This is a genomic window from Exiguobacterium sp. E17S (assembly GCF_057772545.1).
On record NZ_JBYLRU010000003.1, the window covers coordinates 116,650 to 131,548 of the forward strand.

The window sequence follows — 14,899 nt, forward strand, 5'->3', positions numbered from 1 at the left end:
TGAAGGAGGAGGACGATGGTAACGATTTTGATTGCCGAAGATGACCGGAATGTCCGTCTACTATTAGGCGAGACACTCCGGTCCGCCGGCTTTACGGTGATTGAATCGAGAGACGGGAAAGACGCACTCGACCAACTGGATCAACAACACGTCGATCTCGTCGTAACGGATGTAATGATGCCGCACGTTTCAGGGATCGAACTGGTTGAGCTGCTGCGTGAATCAGGATACGAACAACCTGTCTTGATGCTGACGGTGCTGGATTCCTTTCAGGATAAGGAAGCCGGGTTCACGACCGGTGCTGATGATTATATGGTCAAGCCGGTTGATTTGGACGAACTGTTACTGCGGATCCGAGCGTTGTTACGCCGGTCAAAGATCGTAGCAGAGCAAGAATTAATCGTGGGTGCCCTGCAACTACGGATGACGGACGCGACGGTCGTAACGCCTCATGGTGAGATACCGTTACCACAAAAGGAGTTTCAACTGCTCTATCGCTTGCTGGCACATCCGAAGCAGATTTTTACGCGTCAGCAGTTGATGGACGAAATTTGGGGATATGATGTCGAGAGCGACAGTCGGACGGTCGATGTCCACATCAAGCGGTTGCGTGACAAGTTCAGCGCCTATGATGATTTTACGATCGAGACGGTCTGGGGACTCGGTTATAAGGGAGTGATCCAGTGAAACGCTTCGTCCGCTCGATCTCTGGTCGCTTTTTCGTCATCCTCTTCGGTTTATTGTTACTACCACTGCTGTTACCGTTCATCATGACGATCTGGTTCCAGTTCCAAGAAGTCGATCAAGACCTAAATAATCAATTGCAACAACGAACGGATCAGATTGAACGATTGATGCAAGACCAAAACCTGTCGTTCGCTGAGGCGAGTCAGTATATGGATCAGTCTTTGATTGAGACGACACAATACACGTCGCTCAATCAAGTACAATCATTATCGTCGTCAGAACGTGACCAATTACAGCAAAAGGGTGAAATCACGATCGATGGAACGTGGCTCGAACCGTCGCAATACATTCGCCAAACGGAGACAGGATATCTCGTCTCGACACCGATTGCCGGACAACGCATCCTTGACGGATTACGAACGTCAGCTGGGATCGGTATCGTCATCACGATCGGCGTCGCCTTCATCCTGACGTGGCTTGCCGTTACGCTCGTGACACGACGGATTCGTAGCATCAGTGAAGCGGCGATTGAAGTGACGAACGGGAACTATGATGTCTCGATCAAGGAAGGTGGAAATGATGAGGTCGCACTCCTCGTTGAAAACTTCAACCACATGACCGAAGCACTACGACGAAACGACCATCTCGCAAAAGATCTCGTCGCCTCGATCTCGCATGAGCTGAAGACACCGATTGCTTCGATTCAAGGATTTTCTAGGTTGTTACAGACAGAAGAAAATTCGGATAAACGGCAGCAGTACTTGACGATCATGGAGCAAGAGAGCACCCGTCTATCACGCTTGACGTCGAATCTCGTCCGCTTATCGCGGCTTGATCATCAGACGATCATCGAGCGGAAATGGTATCGCCTTGATGAACAACTTCGGACATGTCTTTTACTACTGGAACGACAGTGGACGGAGAAATCACTTCGACTGGAGCTTGATTTACCAGAAGTGTCCGTCGAGTGGGAAGAGGAACTGATGCAGCACGTCTGGCTCAATCTGCTTGAGAACGCGATTCGCTTTTCGCCGGAATCGGGAGTGTTAGAAGTGACCTTAAGTGAAGGAGAGAACATTTGTGTCACGATCCGCGATGAAGGACCGGGAATCGCAGAACCGGACTTACCGTACGTGTTCGATCGCTTTTATCAAGGCGAACAGTCACGAGCGAATGAAGGACATGGTCTTGGATTATCGATCGTTAAACGAATCATCGATTTACATGACGGTGAGTTGACGATTAGGAATCATCCAGATCAAGGAGCAATCGTGACCGTTATGTTGATGGCGCACGAGACGCGAGAATGATGACAGACAAAAGGAGCGCGGACTTACAAGGTTTTATCGTGAAGTGTGACGCTCCTTTTCATTTGCTTAAGTCATCGATTTGAATTCAGCTTAGCTTTCTAGCTTGATATGAATCCTGCGTAATTGTTTTTGTAATATCATTCTTTCCAAAGGTTCACCTGCGTCTTGATCAGGTGTAAAGGCATAATCACTAAAGATTTTAACACCGTCCTTGAGCCAGTTCGCGCGATACAAGTCGTGTGCTTCACTTCTCGATAAGAAGATACCGTCCTCGATCTCGACATCATCGTCTACTCCGAACTGAAAGCCGCAACAAGAACAAAGTTCGAATGAAGCGTCACCATTTTCGTAATATGCATCGTCGTTCATTTGGTCATATCCACAGACGGGACATGTGTGTTTCATGAGAGCACCTCATTGTTCAAGAATCTTTTGATACTTATATCCTTTTAAGATATCTGTTTGATTCGTATAGGTCCAGTCAGCAATGGACTGATCTGGATGCAACTCAAAATAATGATTGAGGATATCACGCCCTAACATGTAGTTACTCCAGCGAGGAATCTCTTTTTGTTCATTACCTACAACGAAGTCGAGTTGTGATACTTCATGGCTGTTGACTAGATGCACGACATGTTTCTTTGTTACTTCATCCATCTCGATATTCCAAGGAATGGAAACGTTTTTGACGATTCGCTCGGCAAAGGCATCTGCCTTTCCTTCGACAATGACGGAATTAAGAGTCGTATTTAAACTAAAATCGGGTGTATCCATGAGGACTAAGTGATGATATTCATGTGCCGTCGTATATGCTAAGACGTCTTGATCGTAGTTTGGATCCAGGTAGAGAATGAAAGCATCTTTATAGGCGGCTCCAGTAACACCTTTCATCGGCTGGATATCGAGAGAAGATTCAGGGTTAATGGGAGCGACAATAATGGTACTTTTCTTTTTAGGAAGGATCTTATGTGAAGCGATGTAATTTTTTTGGATGATTTTTTTAATGTTGTCCTGCTGTTTCATCAAGTTCTCGATTTTATCGAGTAGGTCTTGTTCGTATACGGTTGATTGCAACATCAGAGAACCTTTTAAGTCGGCTGTCGCGAACTGCTCCTTTTCCCCGACTTTGTCGATATAGCTTAAGACATACTTCGCATAATTCTTTTTATCTATTTCAGGATCATTGTTTTTTAAAGACGCCTGTAGATATTTTTTGTACGGTTCATAGAGAAAAACAATGTTCAATTTACTTTCATCATCAATTTTTACAGATTCGGATTGTATTTTTTCACTCTTTGAGATCTGTTGAGTAGAGGGTCGTGTTGTCTTCTCTTGTTCCGTGCAAGCAGTTAAGAACAGGAAGGAGATAGCGAAAAGTAAGGTCAGTGATTTTTTCAAGATACGTTCATCCTCCCTTGATGGATGTGACAAAAATATTAAATGATAGATTATGAAAACGGTCGTTGATTCCTATTCATCCTCTTTCGCCATATGATCAATGATGATTGGATCACTGTAGGACAGAATATAAAAATCTTGTTCATGCGTCCTGATAGCGAATAAGTGCAAGTCTCCCCGTTCCGTATAAATTTCCTTCGTTTTCATATACTTCGCAGCGAACTCTCCCAAGATCGATTCTTTTGACTTCACGACTGGATAAGGGTTTCGGAGTCTGTCATCGATGATGCCATGCTCTTGCAACGTTCCTAGGAAAACGGCGTACTTTTCGAAACGCATCAAAAAGTAATCGCGCGAAGGATCGTCAATCAAAAGCTTGAATGTTTCGTCAGCGCCATAAAAATAGAAATCAATCGCGTAATGGTCGTTTGCCTTTAACGACATCGTATCCAGTTCGAGATCATATTCTTCAGTCGTCAGTAAAAAATCGAGATCAATAATCTTCAAAAAAATCACTCCGTTGTGATGATTGATGTCGTCGAACATTATGTTATCGAAGATTTATCGATGAACCACTTCTCCCCATGTTCCGCGATGAAACGGTATTCCGCACGGTAATGTGTGTCGTGACCTTCTTCTTTCATCTTGATGAAGGCAGCATCACCGTCCGCAGCTCTTTGATCAATCAACAGATAGAGGGCTTCGACGCGTAACAATAACATGGATAGGAGTTTAGAACGCGGTCCTTCATAGCCATACGCATCAAGGAACCGACTCACTCGCTTGGCGAAACGTGTGTCATCTTGCTCTGGTGAATAAGCAAGAACGGATCCGTCAGGTGCTTGTCGTCTGCTACTAAGCGGAACGAATGTATAGAGCGTATAGACGATATCCCAAGCACGTGGACCGGGTGCTGCGAGGTCAAAGTCAATCACGCCACTCAGTTTTTGATCCTGAAAAATCGTATTGTAGACGGCAAAATCGTTGTGGCAGATGACTTCGTGTGGAGTCGGGGTATTGAGCAACGGTGCCCAGTCCGGTGAGACGTCGAAGTCGACTGTCGCGTCATGATACTGGCGCATCAGATGCGCAACATCGTCTAATACGTCGTCATGCCACATGTATGCTTTTAGAGGATAATCGGCCGTTTCGCCAGGGAGGAAGGTCAGGATCTCTCGATTTTGTTCGTCGATGCCGACGAAACGCGGAACACCAGATAGACGTTTCGCTTCTAAATGGCATAATAACCGTTGGACGTTGTTGCTGTTCTCTTTTTGTGAGCGATAGACATGCTCACCTTTTTGATAGACAGCGGAGACATTTCCGCCAGTCAATCGTTGTTCTTCAGACATGAGTGTTCCTTCTTTCTTTTGTAATCGGTTACATATCGGCTAGTCTTTTTGCATGCGTTGATGCAGAAGCGGGTGCTTTACGCACGATTGTCATGTTCTTCAATCAGTCGACACCGCATCAAAGAGAGCATCAAGCGTCGGATTCGTGACATGGTCGAGGAATGTGTCAACGTCTTCCGTCGAACGAAGACGAACGATTTTGTCCGTTTCACCTGTAACTGGCGGCTCGATTCGTTGCCGCTGATAGATGTCGTAGTACGACGAGTCGCCACGAATTTCTCGTCCATCGCGTTTGGAGTGAGTCAGTCGGTCTGCAATTGTCACTTCGGGTAAATCGAACCAGACGAGGATCGAGCGGAATGTCGAACGGGAGAATGGATCTAATAATTGTTTCCGACCAATCCGCGAGGTGTTGGCATTACATAAGATGATCGTCTCGACGGAAGACGCGATTGCCTGTTCGATCAACCATCCCGTCAAGTCATGTTTGATCTGATTCGGTCCTTCTGTTGGAACGAGGTCCGGATAATGTTCGAGCAAAAAACGTGCTTGAAGATCCTGATCGATGACAAGGCTTGCTGGTAGACGTTGAGCAAGCTGTCGTGCGAACGTCGTTTTCCCGGCATGGGTCGGTCCAATTGTCAACAGGACGGTCCTCATGACGTCAGTTGTTCTTCCGGTAAGCGATCAGCGAGAATCTGCGCGAGCCAGTCTTCTTTCGTTCCGAAGCAAGGGGTCGTCCGTCCGATATGATAAAACGTACTGGCCAATGGTCCGGTGAAGTAGGTCGCATCCGGCATGCATAAGTAAATCGGGCGATTCGTCGCGAGCGCAATCCCGAGTTCGACGTGACTACTTTTTCCTGCTGGTAACACGAGGACGAAGGCGTCCGCTTGTTGTACGGCTTCGAATTCAGCAAGACCAATCTTTCGTAATGCTTCGGGATCCTCTGCCCGATCATTCATCGTCCAGTCATATGTTACATCGTGTCTACGCAAGCGGAGTTCATCGCGAAGCCAGCGGACGGTCAACGTGTGATCAAAGCGAGAAGCGATATAAAGGTTCATGTATGGATTCCTTTCTCAAGTAAAAGTTGTTCGATGGCCTGAACGAGCGCGTAGGCTCCGTCAGACGTATTCGATAAGACCGTGACGATCGTTTCCGATTGTGGATAATAGGCGGAATGAAAGCTGACACCCGGGTCGTAACCCATGATGTGCCACTTCTCGTGCGAGGCATCGAGTCGTTTCAGCCAGACGCCGTAACCATAAGACGCAACATCGTTGACTTTGACGTGGGGATGAAACAGTTGCGCGGTCATCGATTCAGACAGCAACTGATGCGTCAGAAGACTTCGCCAGAAACGTTCCATGTCTGATGCTGTGAGGAAGGCACCGCCATCTGGTCCGCCAATGATCGGTAACGCATAGTGGTTCGTTCGCCAAGTACCATCTTCATTCTCGATATGGCCGGTGGCTGTATCCGCCGGTAGGGAGTCGAGTCGGAAGTAACCAGACTGTGTCATTTGCGCACGAGCGAATAATTCGTTCGTCACGTAATCCGCGAAGGGTTGTTTCGTCAATTGTTCGATCACGAGACCGAGCAGGATGTATCCCGCATTGTTGTAATGAAAACGTTCGCCTGCAGTGAACAGTCTTTTTTGGTCCTGAAACAACGGTAAAAAATTGATGGGACGACGCAAACGGTACATCGGGAAATCTTGAAAGACCTCCTCGAAATCGGTCATCGTCGCTTCGTCAAAATAATCACCGATGCCTGATGTATGGGTTAACAGATGATGCACGGTCACACCGTCTAGATCGATTCCTATGTCCGGTAGAATCGTCGTGACGTGTTCGTCGAGTGCTACCTTTCCTTCCTCGACTAACCGTAAGATGGCGACCGCCGTGAAGAGTTTTGCACCAGAAGCAATTCCGAATCGTGTCGTTTCTGTATTCGATGCGCGGTAGCCCCGATGTGCGAATCCGTCAGCATGGCTAAAGATTTGTTCATCTTGCTGGTGGATGGAGACCGTCCCTTCGAGATGCGTAAGCTCCGGTAAAGCAATGAGTTTCTTGTACACGTTTATCATCCTCTCTGTTTCCCATCCTATCGAATTCATTCATGCAAGAAAAGGGAATTATAAGAAAAATTTGAAAAAAATGAAACTTTTTAAACGTGTCGCGTATCTAATAGGGGAGTGATTGCCAAAAAGGAGGATGCCGATGTGTTTCGAAAGTCAGGTGCAGCATTATCCGACGCTGCTTTTGAAGCAGCTTTATTCGCAGAAGAAGACTATGTGTACCGTATTTCCTTCATTTATCTGAAAGAGGAGGCGGCAGCGCTTGAGAATGTCCAAGAGGTCGCGTACCGGGCATGGCGTGGGCGAAAGAGTTTACGGGATGCTTCGTATTTTAAGACGTGGTTGACGCGCATTACGATGAATTGCGCTTTCCAGCAACATCGAGCGTCGTTTCAACCGCTCGCGATCGAACCGAGTCAAACGACTTCGTTTGAAGAGCGTCTCGTCGATCGCTTGTACTTGGACGATTTACTGGATGTCCTCGAGCCGACCGAGCGTTCGATCGTCTACTTCCGGTATGAAGAAGATTTGTCATTGCAAGAGATTGCGCAAACCTTCAATGTGCCACTGAGTACGATCAAAAGCACGTTGTACCGCGCACTCGAGAAAGTACGACGACAGAAGGGGATGAGTCTATGAATCACGAGCCAAAAATCTTGATCGACGTACCGTCATCTGTCAGGCAACGGACAATCCAAGGTATCCGCAAAGCGAAACGGCGCCGGCGTTCGTTACAAGCTGCTTGTCTCGCTGCCGGTCTGACGATCATCGGCTTTAATTCCTTGCATGAGACCGTTCCCGAACAATCATCGCAATCGATGAGGGTCGGCATGTATTATGATGAACAGTTTTACAAAGTTGCAAAAGAGATGACGAATTTAGACTGGCAACAGCTGAAAGGGAAGCGACTCGGTGTCACGGACGATGTCTTGACTGATACGGGACTGGAACAGGACACATCTGATTTTGCGTCGAACCTCGATGCGTTTACCGTCTATCAAGTCAAGGACGATCCGGTATCTGAGCACGTGCTGGTCGTCGGTGAGGAAGAGGGTCGAGAACGGGTGATGATTCTGTCGCCCACACGATAAGGGGGGAGAGAAATATGACCATCCGGTCTTGGACAACAGACGATCTACCACAATTGGTCGGATTGATGACGCAGCTTGGTTATCCGGCAAGCGAGGACGTCTTACGCGAACGATTTTCGCGGGTCACCCGTCATCCGGATTATGAATTGCTTGTGTTAGAAGACGACGATATTCTTCTCGGCTGCGTCGGTCTGTTTCAGGCGCAAGCGTTCGAGAATGATACGACCTATGTCCGAATCGTCGCGTTTGTCGTCAACGCGAAATATCGTCGGCAGGGAATTGGACGCCGTTTGATCCGAGCAGCGGAAGACTGGGCGCATGCAAGAGGAGCAACTGCCGTCTTGCTGAACAGTGGCAATCGACCAGAACGCGAAGCAGCCCATCACTTTTATCAAGCGATGGGCTACAGCGTGACGAGCACGAGTTATTCGAAATCACTCGCTTCATCGTGATTTACGGAAACCATGGAAAGCACGAAATCCTTGTTGTTCATAAAAAGAAGCAGATTGACGAGTTGCTAGGAGATCGATCCGCGTCGGATAGGTAAGTTGCAAGTGATCGAGTAACTGTTGTCCGTACCCACGCTTGCGTGCGTTTCGGCTGACGAGGAGCTCACAGACGAACGTCGTCACTGAACCGTCCGTTAAAGCGCGGACATAGGCAATGATTTCTTCGTCAGACTCAAGGACGAAAGCGGCATTTGCATTCATCCACGCGTTGCGAGTCCGCTCTTGATCAGCGACGAGATCCTGCCATCCTTCTAATGCGTTCAATCGATGAATCTGCTCAAAATCGTCAGGTTGGAAACGGCGAATCTGTTCCGTCATGGCTGGTTCTCCTTTCGTATCAGGTCTTGGAGTGGAGCAGGCAGCTGGCACCAGTCCGAAAATTGCGTGTCAGTCAATGGAACATCGCCTGTGCGCTTCCAAATCGCCTGCATGCCGAGGGCGCGTGCAGGTAAGATGTCGTGGTCGTAATTGTCGCCGACATAAAGAACTTCGTCCGGGCGAACACCTAAACGGTCCGTTAAGCGAAGGAAAAATATCGGATCCGGTTTACGGACGCCTTCTTGTTCCGAAATCCCAATCTGCGTAAAGGAGGGAGACAGTCCGATTGCGTCACAGACGGCACGTTGGAACGTCGTCCGACCGTTCGATAGTAAGCCGATGGGTAGCTCAGGCGGTAATTGCGCAAAAAAGGTGTCGACTCCCGGAAAGCTCCGTGCGAAGATCGGATAACGCGTCACGTAGTCCTGTAGCAGTACTTCAACAGAAAGCGACAATTCGAAGCGACGAATCATTTCGGCATAGACGACGTCCTTCCAGACGCGTCCTTCTTGATCAAGCAATAAGAACGTCGTGATATAGTCGTCGATCGGAACATGCGCAACTTCACGAAAACGTTGATGCTGATCCCGAAGGAAATAGGGAAGAGAACCGGACCGGTCATGTAACGTCTCGTCTAAATCAAACAATAAAGCACGAATCAAGGTAAACACCATCTTTCAAAGTATGGAGGAGTGATTATAATGGAACGAATTATGCAGCATCAGGGAAAACAAGTGACGTATTATGACGACGGTTCGACAGGTCGACCGTTGTTACTCCTACCCTCGCTCGGTGGGACGTATCAAGACTGGGCGGACATTCTGACGAAACTGACACCGGACTACCGCGTCGTCAGCTTTCATCCACACGAATGGTCGGAGGATTACATCGACGGGACGACCGGCATTTTACGGCAAATCAATCAGTTTCTTAACGCGACGAATATTGCGACTCCGGTCACACTCGTCGGTCATTCCTACGGTGGTCTTGTCGCGCAAGCTTTTGCTCTACATCATCCAGAACGTGTCGCCGGTCTCGTTCTCGTGGATGCGACGTCCGTTGATTTAGCAGAACTCGATCAGCTGGATACACCGATGCTCGACCGAGAAGGGGATGACGCCGTCTGGATCGATCGGTTCGAAGAACTATCAAAAGCAACTGATTTACGTGACCGTTTCCCGGACGGGGATGACCGCACGGATTGGAACCCGGCGTATTACCTGGCGATGCATGCGATCATCTCGCAGTGGAAAGCTGATGCGAAAGATCTTCAACCACGCATGCGCGATCTCGGTGTTCCGTTGACCGTTCTTGGACGGGACAAAGCGAAGTCGATCGAAACGATGAGCGCTGCTGGTTTTCCAAAAGACGAACTGGAGCGGATGGAAGAGAAATGGCAGGAATTGATTCAGCGACAGGCGAATCTATCCGATCAGGCGAACGTGACGTTCGTTCCGGGAACATCACACCTGATGCATCGTGATCGTCCGGACGTCATCGTAGACGCGATATTGTCACTACATCAATCGAAGGAGTTTACTTTATGACACGCATGTACGTATTACATGGATTAATGGGAACGGCAGCAACACACTTTGCACCACAGCTATCCGCTTTAGCGGCTGATTTTACGTTCATTCCGATTGATCTGCCTGGTCACGGAATGACGACGGAGCCGGCAACGGAGGATTACTTATCACAAGCAACACGTGCCATCCGCGAACGGATGGCACAGGAAGGTCCAGGATGGATTCTCGGGTTGTCGCTCGGCGCGACGCTTGCGATGCAACTGGCGCTCGACCCACCGGACGAACTCGAAGGGGTATGTATCACGGGTTTTTCACCATTCATTCCTAAAGCGATGGAACCGCTGATGCGCGAACAACGGGAGTTTTTCCTTAACCTCGAACAGCAGGCACCGGAGATTGCCGACCAATTCGAGCAGTTGCATGGTCCTGCCTGGAAAACGACGGCGCGGGCAGTCCTCGATTTGATGACGTTCCGTTTTCCGGCACTAACGGAAGCGATGCTGCAGTCGATCACCTTACCGGTCGTCATCCTAAACGGAACGAATGAAACATACGAAGTCGACGCAACCGCGTTCGTTGCGGAACACGTGCCGAACGTCATCGTCTTACCGGTCGAGGGAGCCGGGCATACGGCGAATCTCGATCAACCGGAACGCTTCAACACCTTATTGCTTCAAGCCTATCAATCCATGCTGACGACTTAAGCGATCATTCATCTTTTCTTGATACATCTGCTCATCTGCCTCATGCAGGACGTCGTCGACACGGCGTCCTGTTGTCGTATGTACGGCGCCGATTGCGAGCCCGATTTCGTGTGTCGCGAACGTCGAGCGGACGTGTTCGACGAATCCCTCGAACAGCTCAATCGACGGACTCTCATCGATCAAGACGAATTCATCACCACCGATCCGGTAGCCATGGTCTGTCAAGCGGCGGATGCAAAGTCCTGTTTGTTCAAGCAAGGCATCACCGACCGCGTGACCGAACCGGTCGTTGAGCTCTTTTAGTTCATTCAAGTCAAGCAGAATCACCCCATACGCCGTCTTCTCTTGATCGAGTGTGTGGACAGCCTCGTTGAAGGCATGGCGATTCCCTAGACCAGTCAAGGCATCGATCCGGTATTGATCGAGCAATGCCTGTTGTGATTTCAACTGCTCGTCAATGTTACGGATCACCCCTTGGATGGCAACGATTTGCCCATTTTCGCAAATGGGTGTCGCATACTCTTCGAACCAGACGTACGTTCCGTCATTCGTCCGCCAGCGTTGCCGAAACGGCTGATCGTAGTCACAATCGCCCGAAATCTTCGACATCAAGACTTCGATGTCTTCCGGATGAATCCGCGCGAAACACTCGTCCGGATCCATGTAGCTGGCTGCTGCCACGCCTTTCCCCATATGGTCATCGAGGGAAGGACTGATATAACGAAATCGATATTCCGGCTGCACTTCAAACACGTAGAAGATATCTTTACACAATGCGATCGTATCCGGCTGTTGCTGGCGGAATAACCGGAAACTGATCAACATGATAAGACCACCTACAATCAATCCCAATACAAATATGACGTCCACCTCCTCTACTCATCGACCATCATATCATAATTGGGTTTTATTACCTATAATTTACAAAAAACACTCTACTTCAATCGTAGAGTGTTTTTGGATTAATCAAGCTCAATGCAGACACGAAATCCTCGGCTCGCATAATAGGAATCCGCTCCGTTGTGATAGATGAACGTCGTCTCATAACGACGATCTCCGTATAGGGCACCGCCTTTTTGACGGATCAGGTCTGGCGTCTTAAGCCAACTGGAGGTTTTTTCGTCAAACGAAAACTGCGTCTGCAGTGTTTGATACTGTTCTGGTGTTAAGAGGTGCACCTCTAGCGTCTCAATCATTGACTCGACACTTGCGGCAGGAGCATTTTTCTTTCGACCAAGTCGAGCGGATTCGTCCAAACAGACACTTCGACGACTGGCTGGACTCTCTTTGGCAGTATCGACGATGACGAGTCGTCCATTAAGAGCTACGACATTCGGCTCTCCGCCTGTCTGTTCCATCCAAGCGAGGGCTGCTTGTTTCGAAGACGTCAGTCGTGACTCCACCTCGTCATACGAAAGACCCTCGTGGCGATCAGAAGTAGCTTCAAAACGATCACGAAATTTCTTGAATTGGTCCTCCATCGGTAAAACCTCACTTTCCTAGTTCGTTTTTTCCATTATTCAATGAATCCGTTTCCAGTGCAATCGTTTAGTGACTGAATAAGTCAATCTGAAGACAATTGACAAATGAAATCGGACTGCCTACACTAATTGTACATATCCGGTTTCTGTTGCGATCGCGCGTACAGGAACGACATTTAGGAGAGGAGCCCAACCGTATGCGCTGGATCAGTTATGCGGCTGTTGTGACGATTCTTTCGTTCTTAGCGTTCACAGCATATTCGTTCTTGACGACGATCGACTTTGAGATCGTCTATCAATTCGGAACGTTTGCGATGACGTTATCCTATTTTATCTTTGGTTTACCGATGTTATGGATCGTCCGTCATTATCCATTGACCCTTCGTTTACTCATCTACGTGACGACGAGTAGTGTCGTCCTGTTTCTTTTCATTGGTTTGTATGAAGCGTGGCATGATGCATCGCTGTCTCCGCTCCCACCAATCGGAAGCATGATTCAGTTCACGGCTCTTGCCTGTCTATTATTCGTTTTACCGTATGAGATCGTCTATCGTAAAAATTTCGTTTCCATTCAACCACGTGTTTCTTGACAGTATTCTTGTTCCTCAAGAGTGCTGTTTTTTATTTCCTTTCATTTAGAAGGAATTCCCAATAAATTCTTGAATTATACGTTATCACGAATTTTGGAGGGTTACATATGGAAGGAACATTTCAATGCAAACAGATGGGAAAATCATTTTCGGGAGACGGTGTCGAGACACATGCGTTACAAGACATCGAAGTGACGCTTGAAGCAGGTGACTTCATCTCAATCATCGGTCCGTCAGGTTCTGGAAAGTCGACGTTACTCAGTCTAATCGGAACGCTTGATCGTCCGACGAGCGGGGAGTTGCATTACGACGGAAAACCAATCAACAAATTAAACAGCAAAGAACTATCCGACTTCCGGTTCGAGAACATCGGCTTCATCTTCCAGCAGTTTCATTTGATCCCAACGCTGACAGCGCTTGAGAATGTCATGGCGCCTTTGTTCGGTCGAAAAGTACCATACGATAAAAAAGAACGCGCCGAGCAGTTACTCGCGCAAGTCGGTCTCGCCGATAAAGAAGGCAGTTTGCCGTCGCAACTTTCCGGTGGACAACAACAACGGGTCGCCGTTGCCCGAGCACTTGTTCATGAACCGAAATGGTTGCTTGCCGATGAGCCGACAGGGAACCTTGATACGGATACAGGAGAAATCATCTTTAATCTCTTACGGTCATTAAACGAAGAGAAGGGATGCGGCGTCTTGTTCGTCACCCACGATCCGGCACTCGCCGAAAGGGCGAACCGAACGATCGAGATGCGAGATGGCGTCATCATCGAAGATCGTCTCGTACGTGTCTGAGCCTCGTTTTTGAACTCCGTTCCTCCACCCTTTACACTGAAAGGGTAGAGGAGGAATGCGTGATGCGACTAGGAATACTGGATCAAGTACCGTTACATGAGGGCGATACGGTCGAAGCGACGATGGAAGCGACGGAACGACTCGTCTTAGAAGCCGAGCGACTCGGTTATGAACGGTACTGGTTCGCCGAACATCATAATACGAACGGTTTGCTCAGTGCGGCACCGGAGTTGTTCATCGCCCGAATGGGTGCGAAGACTTCAAAAATCAAGCTTGGTTCAGGTGGAGTGTTGTTGCCGCAGTATCATCCGCTGAAAGTCGCCGAGAGCTTTGCGACGCTCGATGCCTTTTATCCGGGGCGGATCGAACTCGGGATCGGTAATTCTCCGGGCGGGAGCGAACGGACACGACTTGCGTTGACGGATGGAGAAGAAAACCGGGCAGCGGAGTTTAGTCGACTCGTCGATGAAACGGCGGGATTCTTAACAGACGGTTTATCGAATCGACACCCATACCGGATCGTCAAGACGACACCACGTGACCGGAAACCGTCACCGATCTCGATCTTGGGTCTGTCGCCACGTAGCGCTCGGATTGCAGCCGAACAAGATCGTGGTCTCGTGTTTGGTCACTTCATCAATCCGGATCGTTGGGAAGAGACGCTCTCGACATATCGCGAGGCAGGCGGGAAGAACGTCATCGTCTGTGTTTTCGTTATTTGTGCTCCGACACAAGAAGAAGCAGAACGTCTCGCTCGAACACAGGATGCCTGGATTCAAGGCGTCCGACTCGGGAATTCGATCGTTCCGTCGTTTACGACGACAGAAGCAAAGGTCTGGAATGACGTGCAAGTAGAACGGATCCGCAAAGATCGCCGACGAGCAATTGTTGGGACACCGGATGTCGTTGAGCGTGAGCTAGAGGTATTAGCAACGCGTTATCAAACGGATCAATTTTTACTGATCAACAATGCCTTTGATCAAGAAAAACGATTACAGTCGTACCAGCTCATCGCGGAACGACTACTCTAAACAGAACAGGACCCCTCGT

The 14,899-nt window shown here is 48.6% G+C and carries 21 protein-coding genes; 10 read left to right on the forward strand and 11 right to left on the reverse strand.

The features are described from left to right. Nucleotides 1-15 precede the first annotated feature (15 nt). Both AC3B4V_RS11545 and AC3B4V_RS11550 read left to right on the forward strand, forming a co-directional pair. Nucleotides 16-687 carry a response regulator transcription factor gene (locus tag AC3B4V_RS11545; RefSeq protein ID WP_488378498.1) on the forward strand — a complete coding sequence of 224 codons (672 nt, stop codon included), beginning with the start codon at nucleotides 16-18 and terminating at the stop codon, nucleotides 685-687. Next, nucleotides 684-1,997, forward strand: a complete 1,314-nt coding sequence (locus AC3B4V_RS11550; protein ID WP_488378499.1) for a HAMP domain-containing sensor histidine kinase — start codon at nucleotides 684-686, stop codon at nucleotides 1,995-1,997. Before AC3B4V_RS11545 ends, AC3B4V_RS11550 begins: the two co-directional genes overlap by 4 nt. A 90-nt stretch (nucleotides 1,998-2,087) precedes the next feature. Here the strand turns inward: AC3B4V_RS11550 and AC3B4V_RS11555 are convergent, their stop codons facing one another. From AC3B4V_RS11555 to AC3B4V_RS11585, 7 genes are all read right to left on the reverse strand, one after another. Next, entirely contained in the window at nucleotides 2,088-2,402 is a 315-nt protein-coding gene (locus AC3B4V_RS11555; RefSeq protein ID WP_488378500.1) for a hypothetical protein, read from the reverse strand. Between the two features lie 9 nt (nucleotides 2,403-2,411). Beyond that, a complete protein-coding gene (locus tag AC3B4V_RS11560; RefSeq protein ID WP_488378501.1) occupies nucleotides 2,412-3,395 on the reverse strand; it encodes a DUF2268 domain-containing putative Zn-dependent protease in 984 nt (327 codons plus the stop codon). A 72-nt stretch (nucleotides 3,396-3,467) separates the two neighbouring features. Beyond that, nucleotides 3,468-3,902 (reverse strand): hypothetical protein, encoded by a 435-nt coding sequence (locus AC3B4V_RS11565; protein ID WP_488378502.1) that lies wholly within the window; start codon nucleotides 3,900-3,902, stop codon nucleotides 3,468-3,470. A gap of 38 nt (nucleotides 3,903-3,940) precedes the next feature. Next, the gene (locus AC3B4V_RS11570) at nucleotides 3,941-4,747 is read right to left on the reverse strand and encodes a phosphotransferase (RefSeq protein ID WP_488378503.1); all 807 of its coding nucleotides are present in this window, start codon (nucleotides 4,745-4,747) and stop codon (nucleotides 3,941-3,943) included. A 99-nt stretch (nucleotides 4,748-4,846) separates the two neighbouring features. Then, the gene (locus tag AC3B4V_RS11575) at nucleotides 4,847-5,392 is read right to left on the reverse strand and encodes an ATP-binding protein (protein WP_488378504.1); all 546 of its coding nucleotides are present in this window, start codon (nucleotides 5,390-5,392) and stop codon (nucleotides 4,847-4,849) included. Nucleotides 5,393-5,403: 11 nt separating this feature from the next. Then, on the reverse strand, nucleotides 5,404-5,814 hold the full coding sequence (locus tag AC3B4V_RS11580; protein WP_488378505.1) for a group-specific protein: 411 nt from the start codon (nucleotides 5,812-5,814) through the stop codon (nucleotides 5,404-5,406). After that, entirely contained in the window at nucleotides 5,811-6,830 is a 1,020-nt protein-coding gene (locus AC3B4V_RS11585) for a serine hydrolase domain-containing protein (RefSeq protein ID WP_488378506.1), read from the reverse strand. Before AC3B4V_RS11585 ends, AC3B4V_RS11580 begins: the two co-directional genes overlap by 4 nt. Before the next feature lie 144 nt (nucleotides 6,831-6,974). Between AC3B4V_RS11585 and AC3B4V_RS11590 the strand changes: the two genes are divergently transcribed. The 3 genes from AC3B4V_RS11590 to AC3B4V_RS11600 are packed head-to-tail and all read left to right on the forward strand — an operon-like array spanning nucleotide 6,975 to nucleotide 8,373. Then, the gene (locus tag AC3B4V_RS11590; RefSeq protein ID WP_058713127.1) at nucleotides 6,975-7,469 is read left to right on the forward strand and encodes a sigma-70 family RNA polymerase sigma factor; all 495 of its coding nucleotides are present in this window, start codon (nucleotides 6,975-6,977) and stop codon (nucleotides 7,467-7,469) included. After that, on the forward strand, nucleotides 7,466-7,921 hold the full coding sequence (locus tag AC3B4V_RS11595) for a hypothetical protein (RefSeq protein WP_488378507.1): 456 nt from the start codon (nucleotides 7,466-7,468) through the stop codon (nucleotides 7,919-7,921). Before AC3B4V_RS11590 ends, AC3B4V_RS11595 begins: the two co-directional genes overlap by 4 nt. 14 nt (nucleotides 7,922-7,935) lie before the next feature. Continuing rightward, nucleotides 7,936-8,373, forward strand: coding sequence for a GNAT family N-acetyltransferase (locus tag AC3B4V_RS11600; RefSeq protein ID WP_488378508.1), 438 nt, complete (start codon nucleotides 7,936-7,938; stop codon nucleotides 8,371-8,373). Here the strand turns inward: AC3B4V_RS11600 and AC3B4V_RS11605 are convergent. After that, on the reverse strand, nucleotides 8,365-8,748 hold the full coding sequence (locus AC3B4V_RS11605) for a GNAT family N-acetyltransferase (RefSeq protein WP_488378509.1): 384 nt from the start codon (nucleotides 8,746-8,748) through the stop codon (nucleotides 8,365-8,367). The genes AC3B4V_RS11600 and AC3B4V_RS11605 overlap by 9 nt on opposite strands. Then, entirely contained in the window at nucleotides 8,745-9,410 is a 666-nt protein-coding gene (locus AC3B4V_RS11610) for an HAD family hydrolase (RefSeq protein WP_488378510.1), read from the reverse strand. Before AC3B4V_RS11610 ends, AC3B4V_RS11605 begins: the two co-directional genes overlap by 4 nt. A gap of 39 nt (nucleotides 9,411-9,449) precedes the next feature. On the opposite strand from AC3B4V_RS11610, the gene AC3B4V_RS11615 reads away from it, so the two are divergent. Next, on the forward strand, nucleotides 9,450-10,295 hold the full coding sequence (locus AC3B4V_RS11615) for an alpha/beta fold hydrolase (protein WP_488378511.1): 846 nt from the start codon (nucleotides 9,450-9,452) through the stop codon (nucleotides 10,293-10,295). Continuing rightward, on the forward strand, nucleotides 10,292-10,981 hold the full coding sequence (locus AC3B4V_RS11620; protein WP_488378512.1) for an alpha/beta fold hydrolase: 690 nt from the start codon (nucleotides 10,292-10,294) through the stop codon (nucleotides 10,979-10,981). Before AC3B4V_RS11615 ends, AC3B4V_RS11620 begins: the two co-directional genes overlap by 4 nt. Here AC3B4V_RS11620 and AC3B4V_RS11625 read toward each other — a convergent pair. Both AC3B4V_RS11625 and AC3B4V_RS11630 read right to left on the reverse strand, forming a co-directional pair. Beyond that, nucleotides 10,943-11,806: a sensor domain-containing diguanylate cyclase gene (locus AC3B4V_RS11625; protein ID WP_149427398.1), complete on the reverse strand. Its 864-nt coding sequence runs from the start codon at nucleotides 11,804-11,806 to the stop codon at nucleotides 10,943-10,945. The genes AC3B4V_RS11620 and AC3B4V_RS11625 overlap by 39 nt on opposite strands. 137 nt (nucleotides 11,807-11,943) lie before the next feature. Further along, nucleotides 11,944-12,462 carry a DUF4256 domain-containing protein gene (locus AC3B4V_RS11630; RefSeq protein ID WP_488378513.1) on the reverse strand — a complete coding sequence of 173 codons (519 nt, stop codon included), beginning with the start codon at nucleotides 12,460-12,462 and terminating at the stop codon, nucleotides 11,944-11,946. A gap of 197 nt (nucleotides 12,463-12,659) precedes the next feature. On the opposite strand from AC3B4V_RS11630, the gene AC3B4V_RS11635 reads away from it, so the two are divergent. The 3 genes from AC3B4V_RS11635 (at nucleotide 12,660) to AC3B4V_RS11645 (ending at nucleotide 14,880) form a co-directional block, all read left to right on the forward strand. Beyond that, nucleotides 12,660-13,052 carry a hypothetical protein gene (locus tag AC3B4V_RS11635; protein ID WP_488378514.1) on the forward strand — a complete coding sequence of 131 codons (393 nt, stop codon included), beginning with the start codon at nucleotides 12,660-12,662 and terminating at the stop codon, nucleotides 13,050-13,052. Between the two features lie 107 nt (nucleotides 13,053-13,159). Further along, the gene (locus tag AC3B4V_RS11640) at nucleotides 13,160-13,849 is read left to right on the forward strand and encodes an ABC transporter ATP-binding protein (protein ID WP_488378515.1); all 690 of its coding nucleotides are present in this window, start codon (nucleotides 13,160-13,162) and stop codon (nucleotides 13,847-13,849) included. Nucleotides 13,850-13,911: 62 nt separating this feature from the next. Continuing rightward, entirely contained in the window at nucleotides 13,912-14,880 is a 969-nt protein-coding gene (locus AC3B4V_RS11645) for an LLM class flavin-dependent oxidoreductase (protein ID WP_488378516.1), read from the forward strand. Nucleotides 14,881-14,899: the final 19 nt, after the last annotated feature.

Excerpts from the sequence above, each read along its gene's own strand:
- AC3B4V_RS11545 (WP_488378498.1), top strand. The coding sequence starts at position 16 with ATGGTAACGATTTTGATTGCCGAAGATGACCGGAATGTCCGTCTACTA.
- AC3B4V_RS11555 (WP_488378500.1), bottom strand. The coding sequence starts at position 2,402 with ATGAAACACACATGTCCCGTCTGTGGATATGACCAAATGAACGACGAT.
- AC3B4V_RS11570 (WP_488378503.1), bottom strand. The coding sequence starts at position 4,747 with ATGTCTGAAGAACAACGATTGACTGGCGGAAATGTCTCCGCTGTCTAT.
- AC3B4V_RS11580 (WP_488378505.1), bottom strand. The coding sequence starts at position 5,814 with ATGAACCTTTATATCGCTTCTCGCTTTGATCACACGTTGACCGTCCGC.
- AC3B4V_RS11595 (WP_488378507.1), top strand. The coding sequence starts at position 7,466 with ATGAATCACGAGCCAAAAATCTTGATCGACGTACCGTCATCTGTCAGG.
- AC3B4V_RS11600 (WP_488378508.1), top strand. The coding sequence starts at position 7,936 with ATGACCATCCGGTCTTGGACAACAGACGATCTACCACAATTGGTCGGA.
- AC3B4V_RS11605 (WP_488378509.1), bottom strand. The coding sequence starts at position 8,748 with ATGACGGAACAGATTCGCCGTTTCCAACCTGACGATTTTGAGCAGATT.
- AC3B4V_RS11615 (WP_488378511.1), top strand. The coding sequence starts at position 9,450 with ATGGAACGAATTATGCAGCATCAGGGAAAACAAGTGACGTATTATGAC.
- AC3B4V_RS11620 (WP_488378512.1), top strand. The coding sequence starts at position 10,292 with ATGACACGCATGTACGTATTACATGGATTAATGGGAACGGCAGCAACA.
- AC3B4V_RS11625 (WP_149427398.1), bottom strand. The coding sequence starts at position 11,806 with ATGTTGATCAGTTTCCGGTTATTCCGCCAGCAACAGCCGGATACGATC.
- AC3B4V_RS11630 (WP_488378513.1), bottom strand. The coding sequence starts at position 12,462 with ATGGAGGACCAATTCAAGAAATTTCGTGATCGTTTTGAAGCTACTTCT.
- AC3B4V_RS11635 (WP_488378514.1), top strand. The coding sequence starts at position 12,660 with ATGCGCTGGATCAGTTATGCGGCTGTTGTGACGATTCTTTCGTTCTTA.
- AC3B4V_RS11640 (WP_488378515.1), top strand. The coding sequence starts at position 13,160 with ATGGAAGGAACATTTCAATGCAAACAGATGGGAAAATCATTTTCGGGA.
- AC3B4V_RS11645 (WP_488378516.1), top strand. The coding sequence starts at position 13,912 with ATGCGACTAGGAATACTGGATCAAGTACCGTTACATGAGGGCGATACG.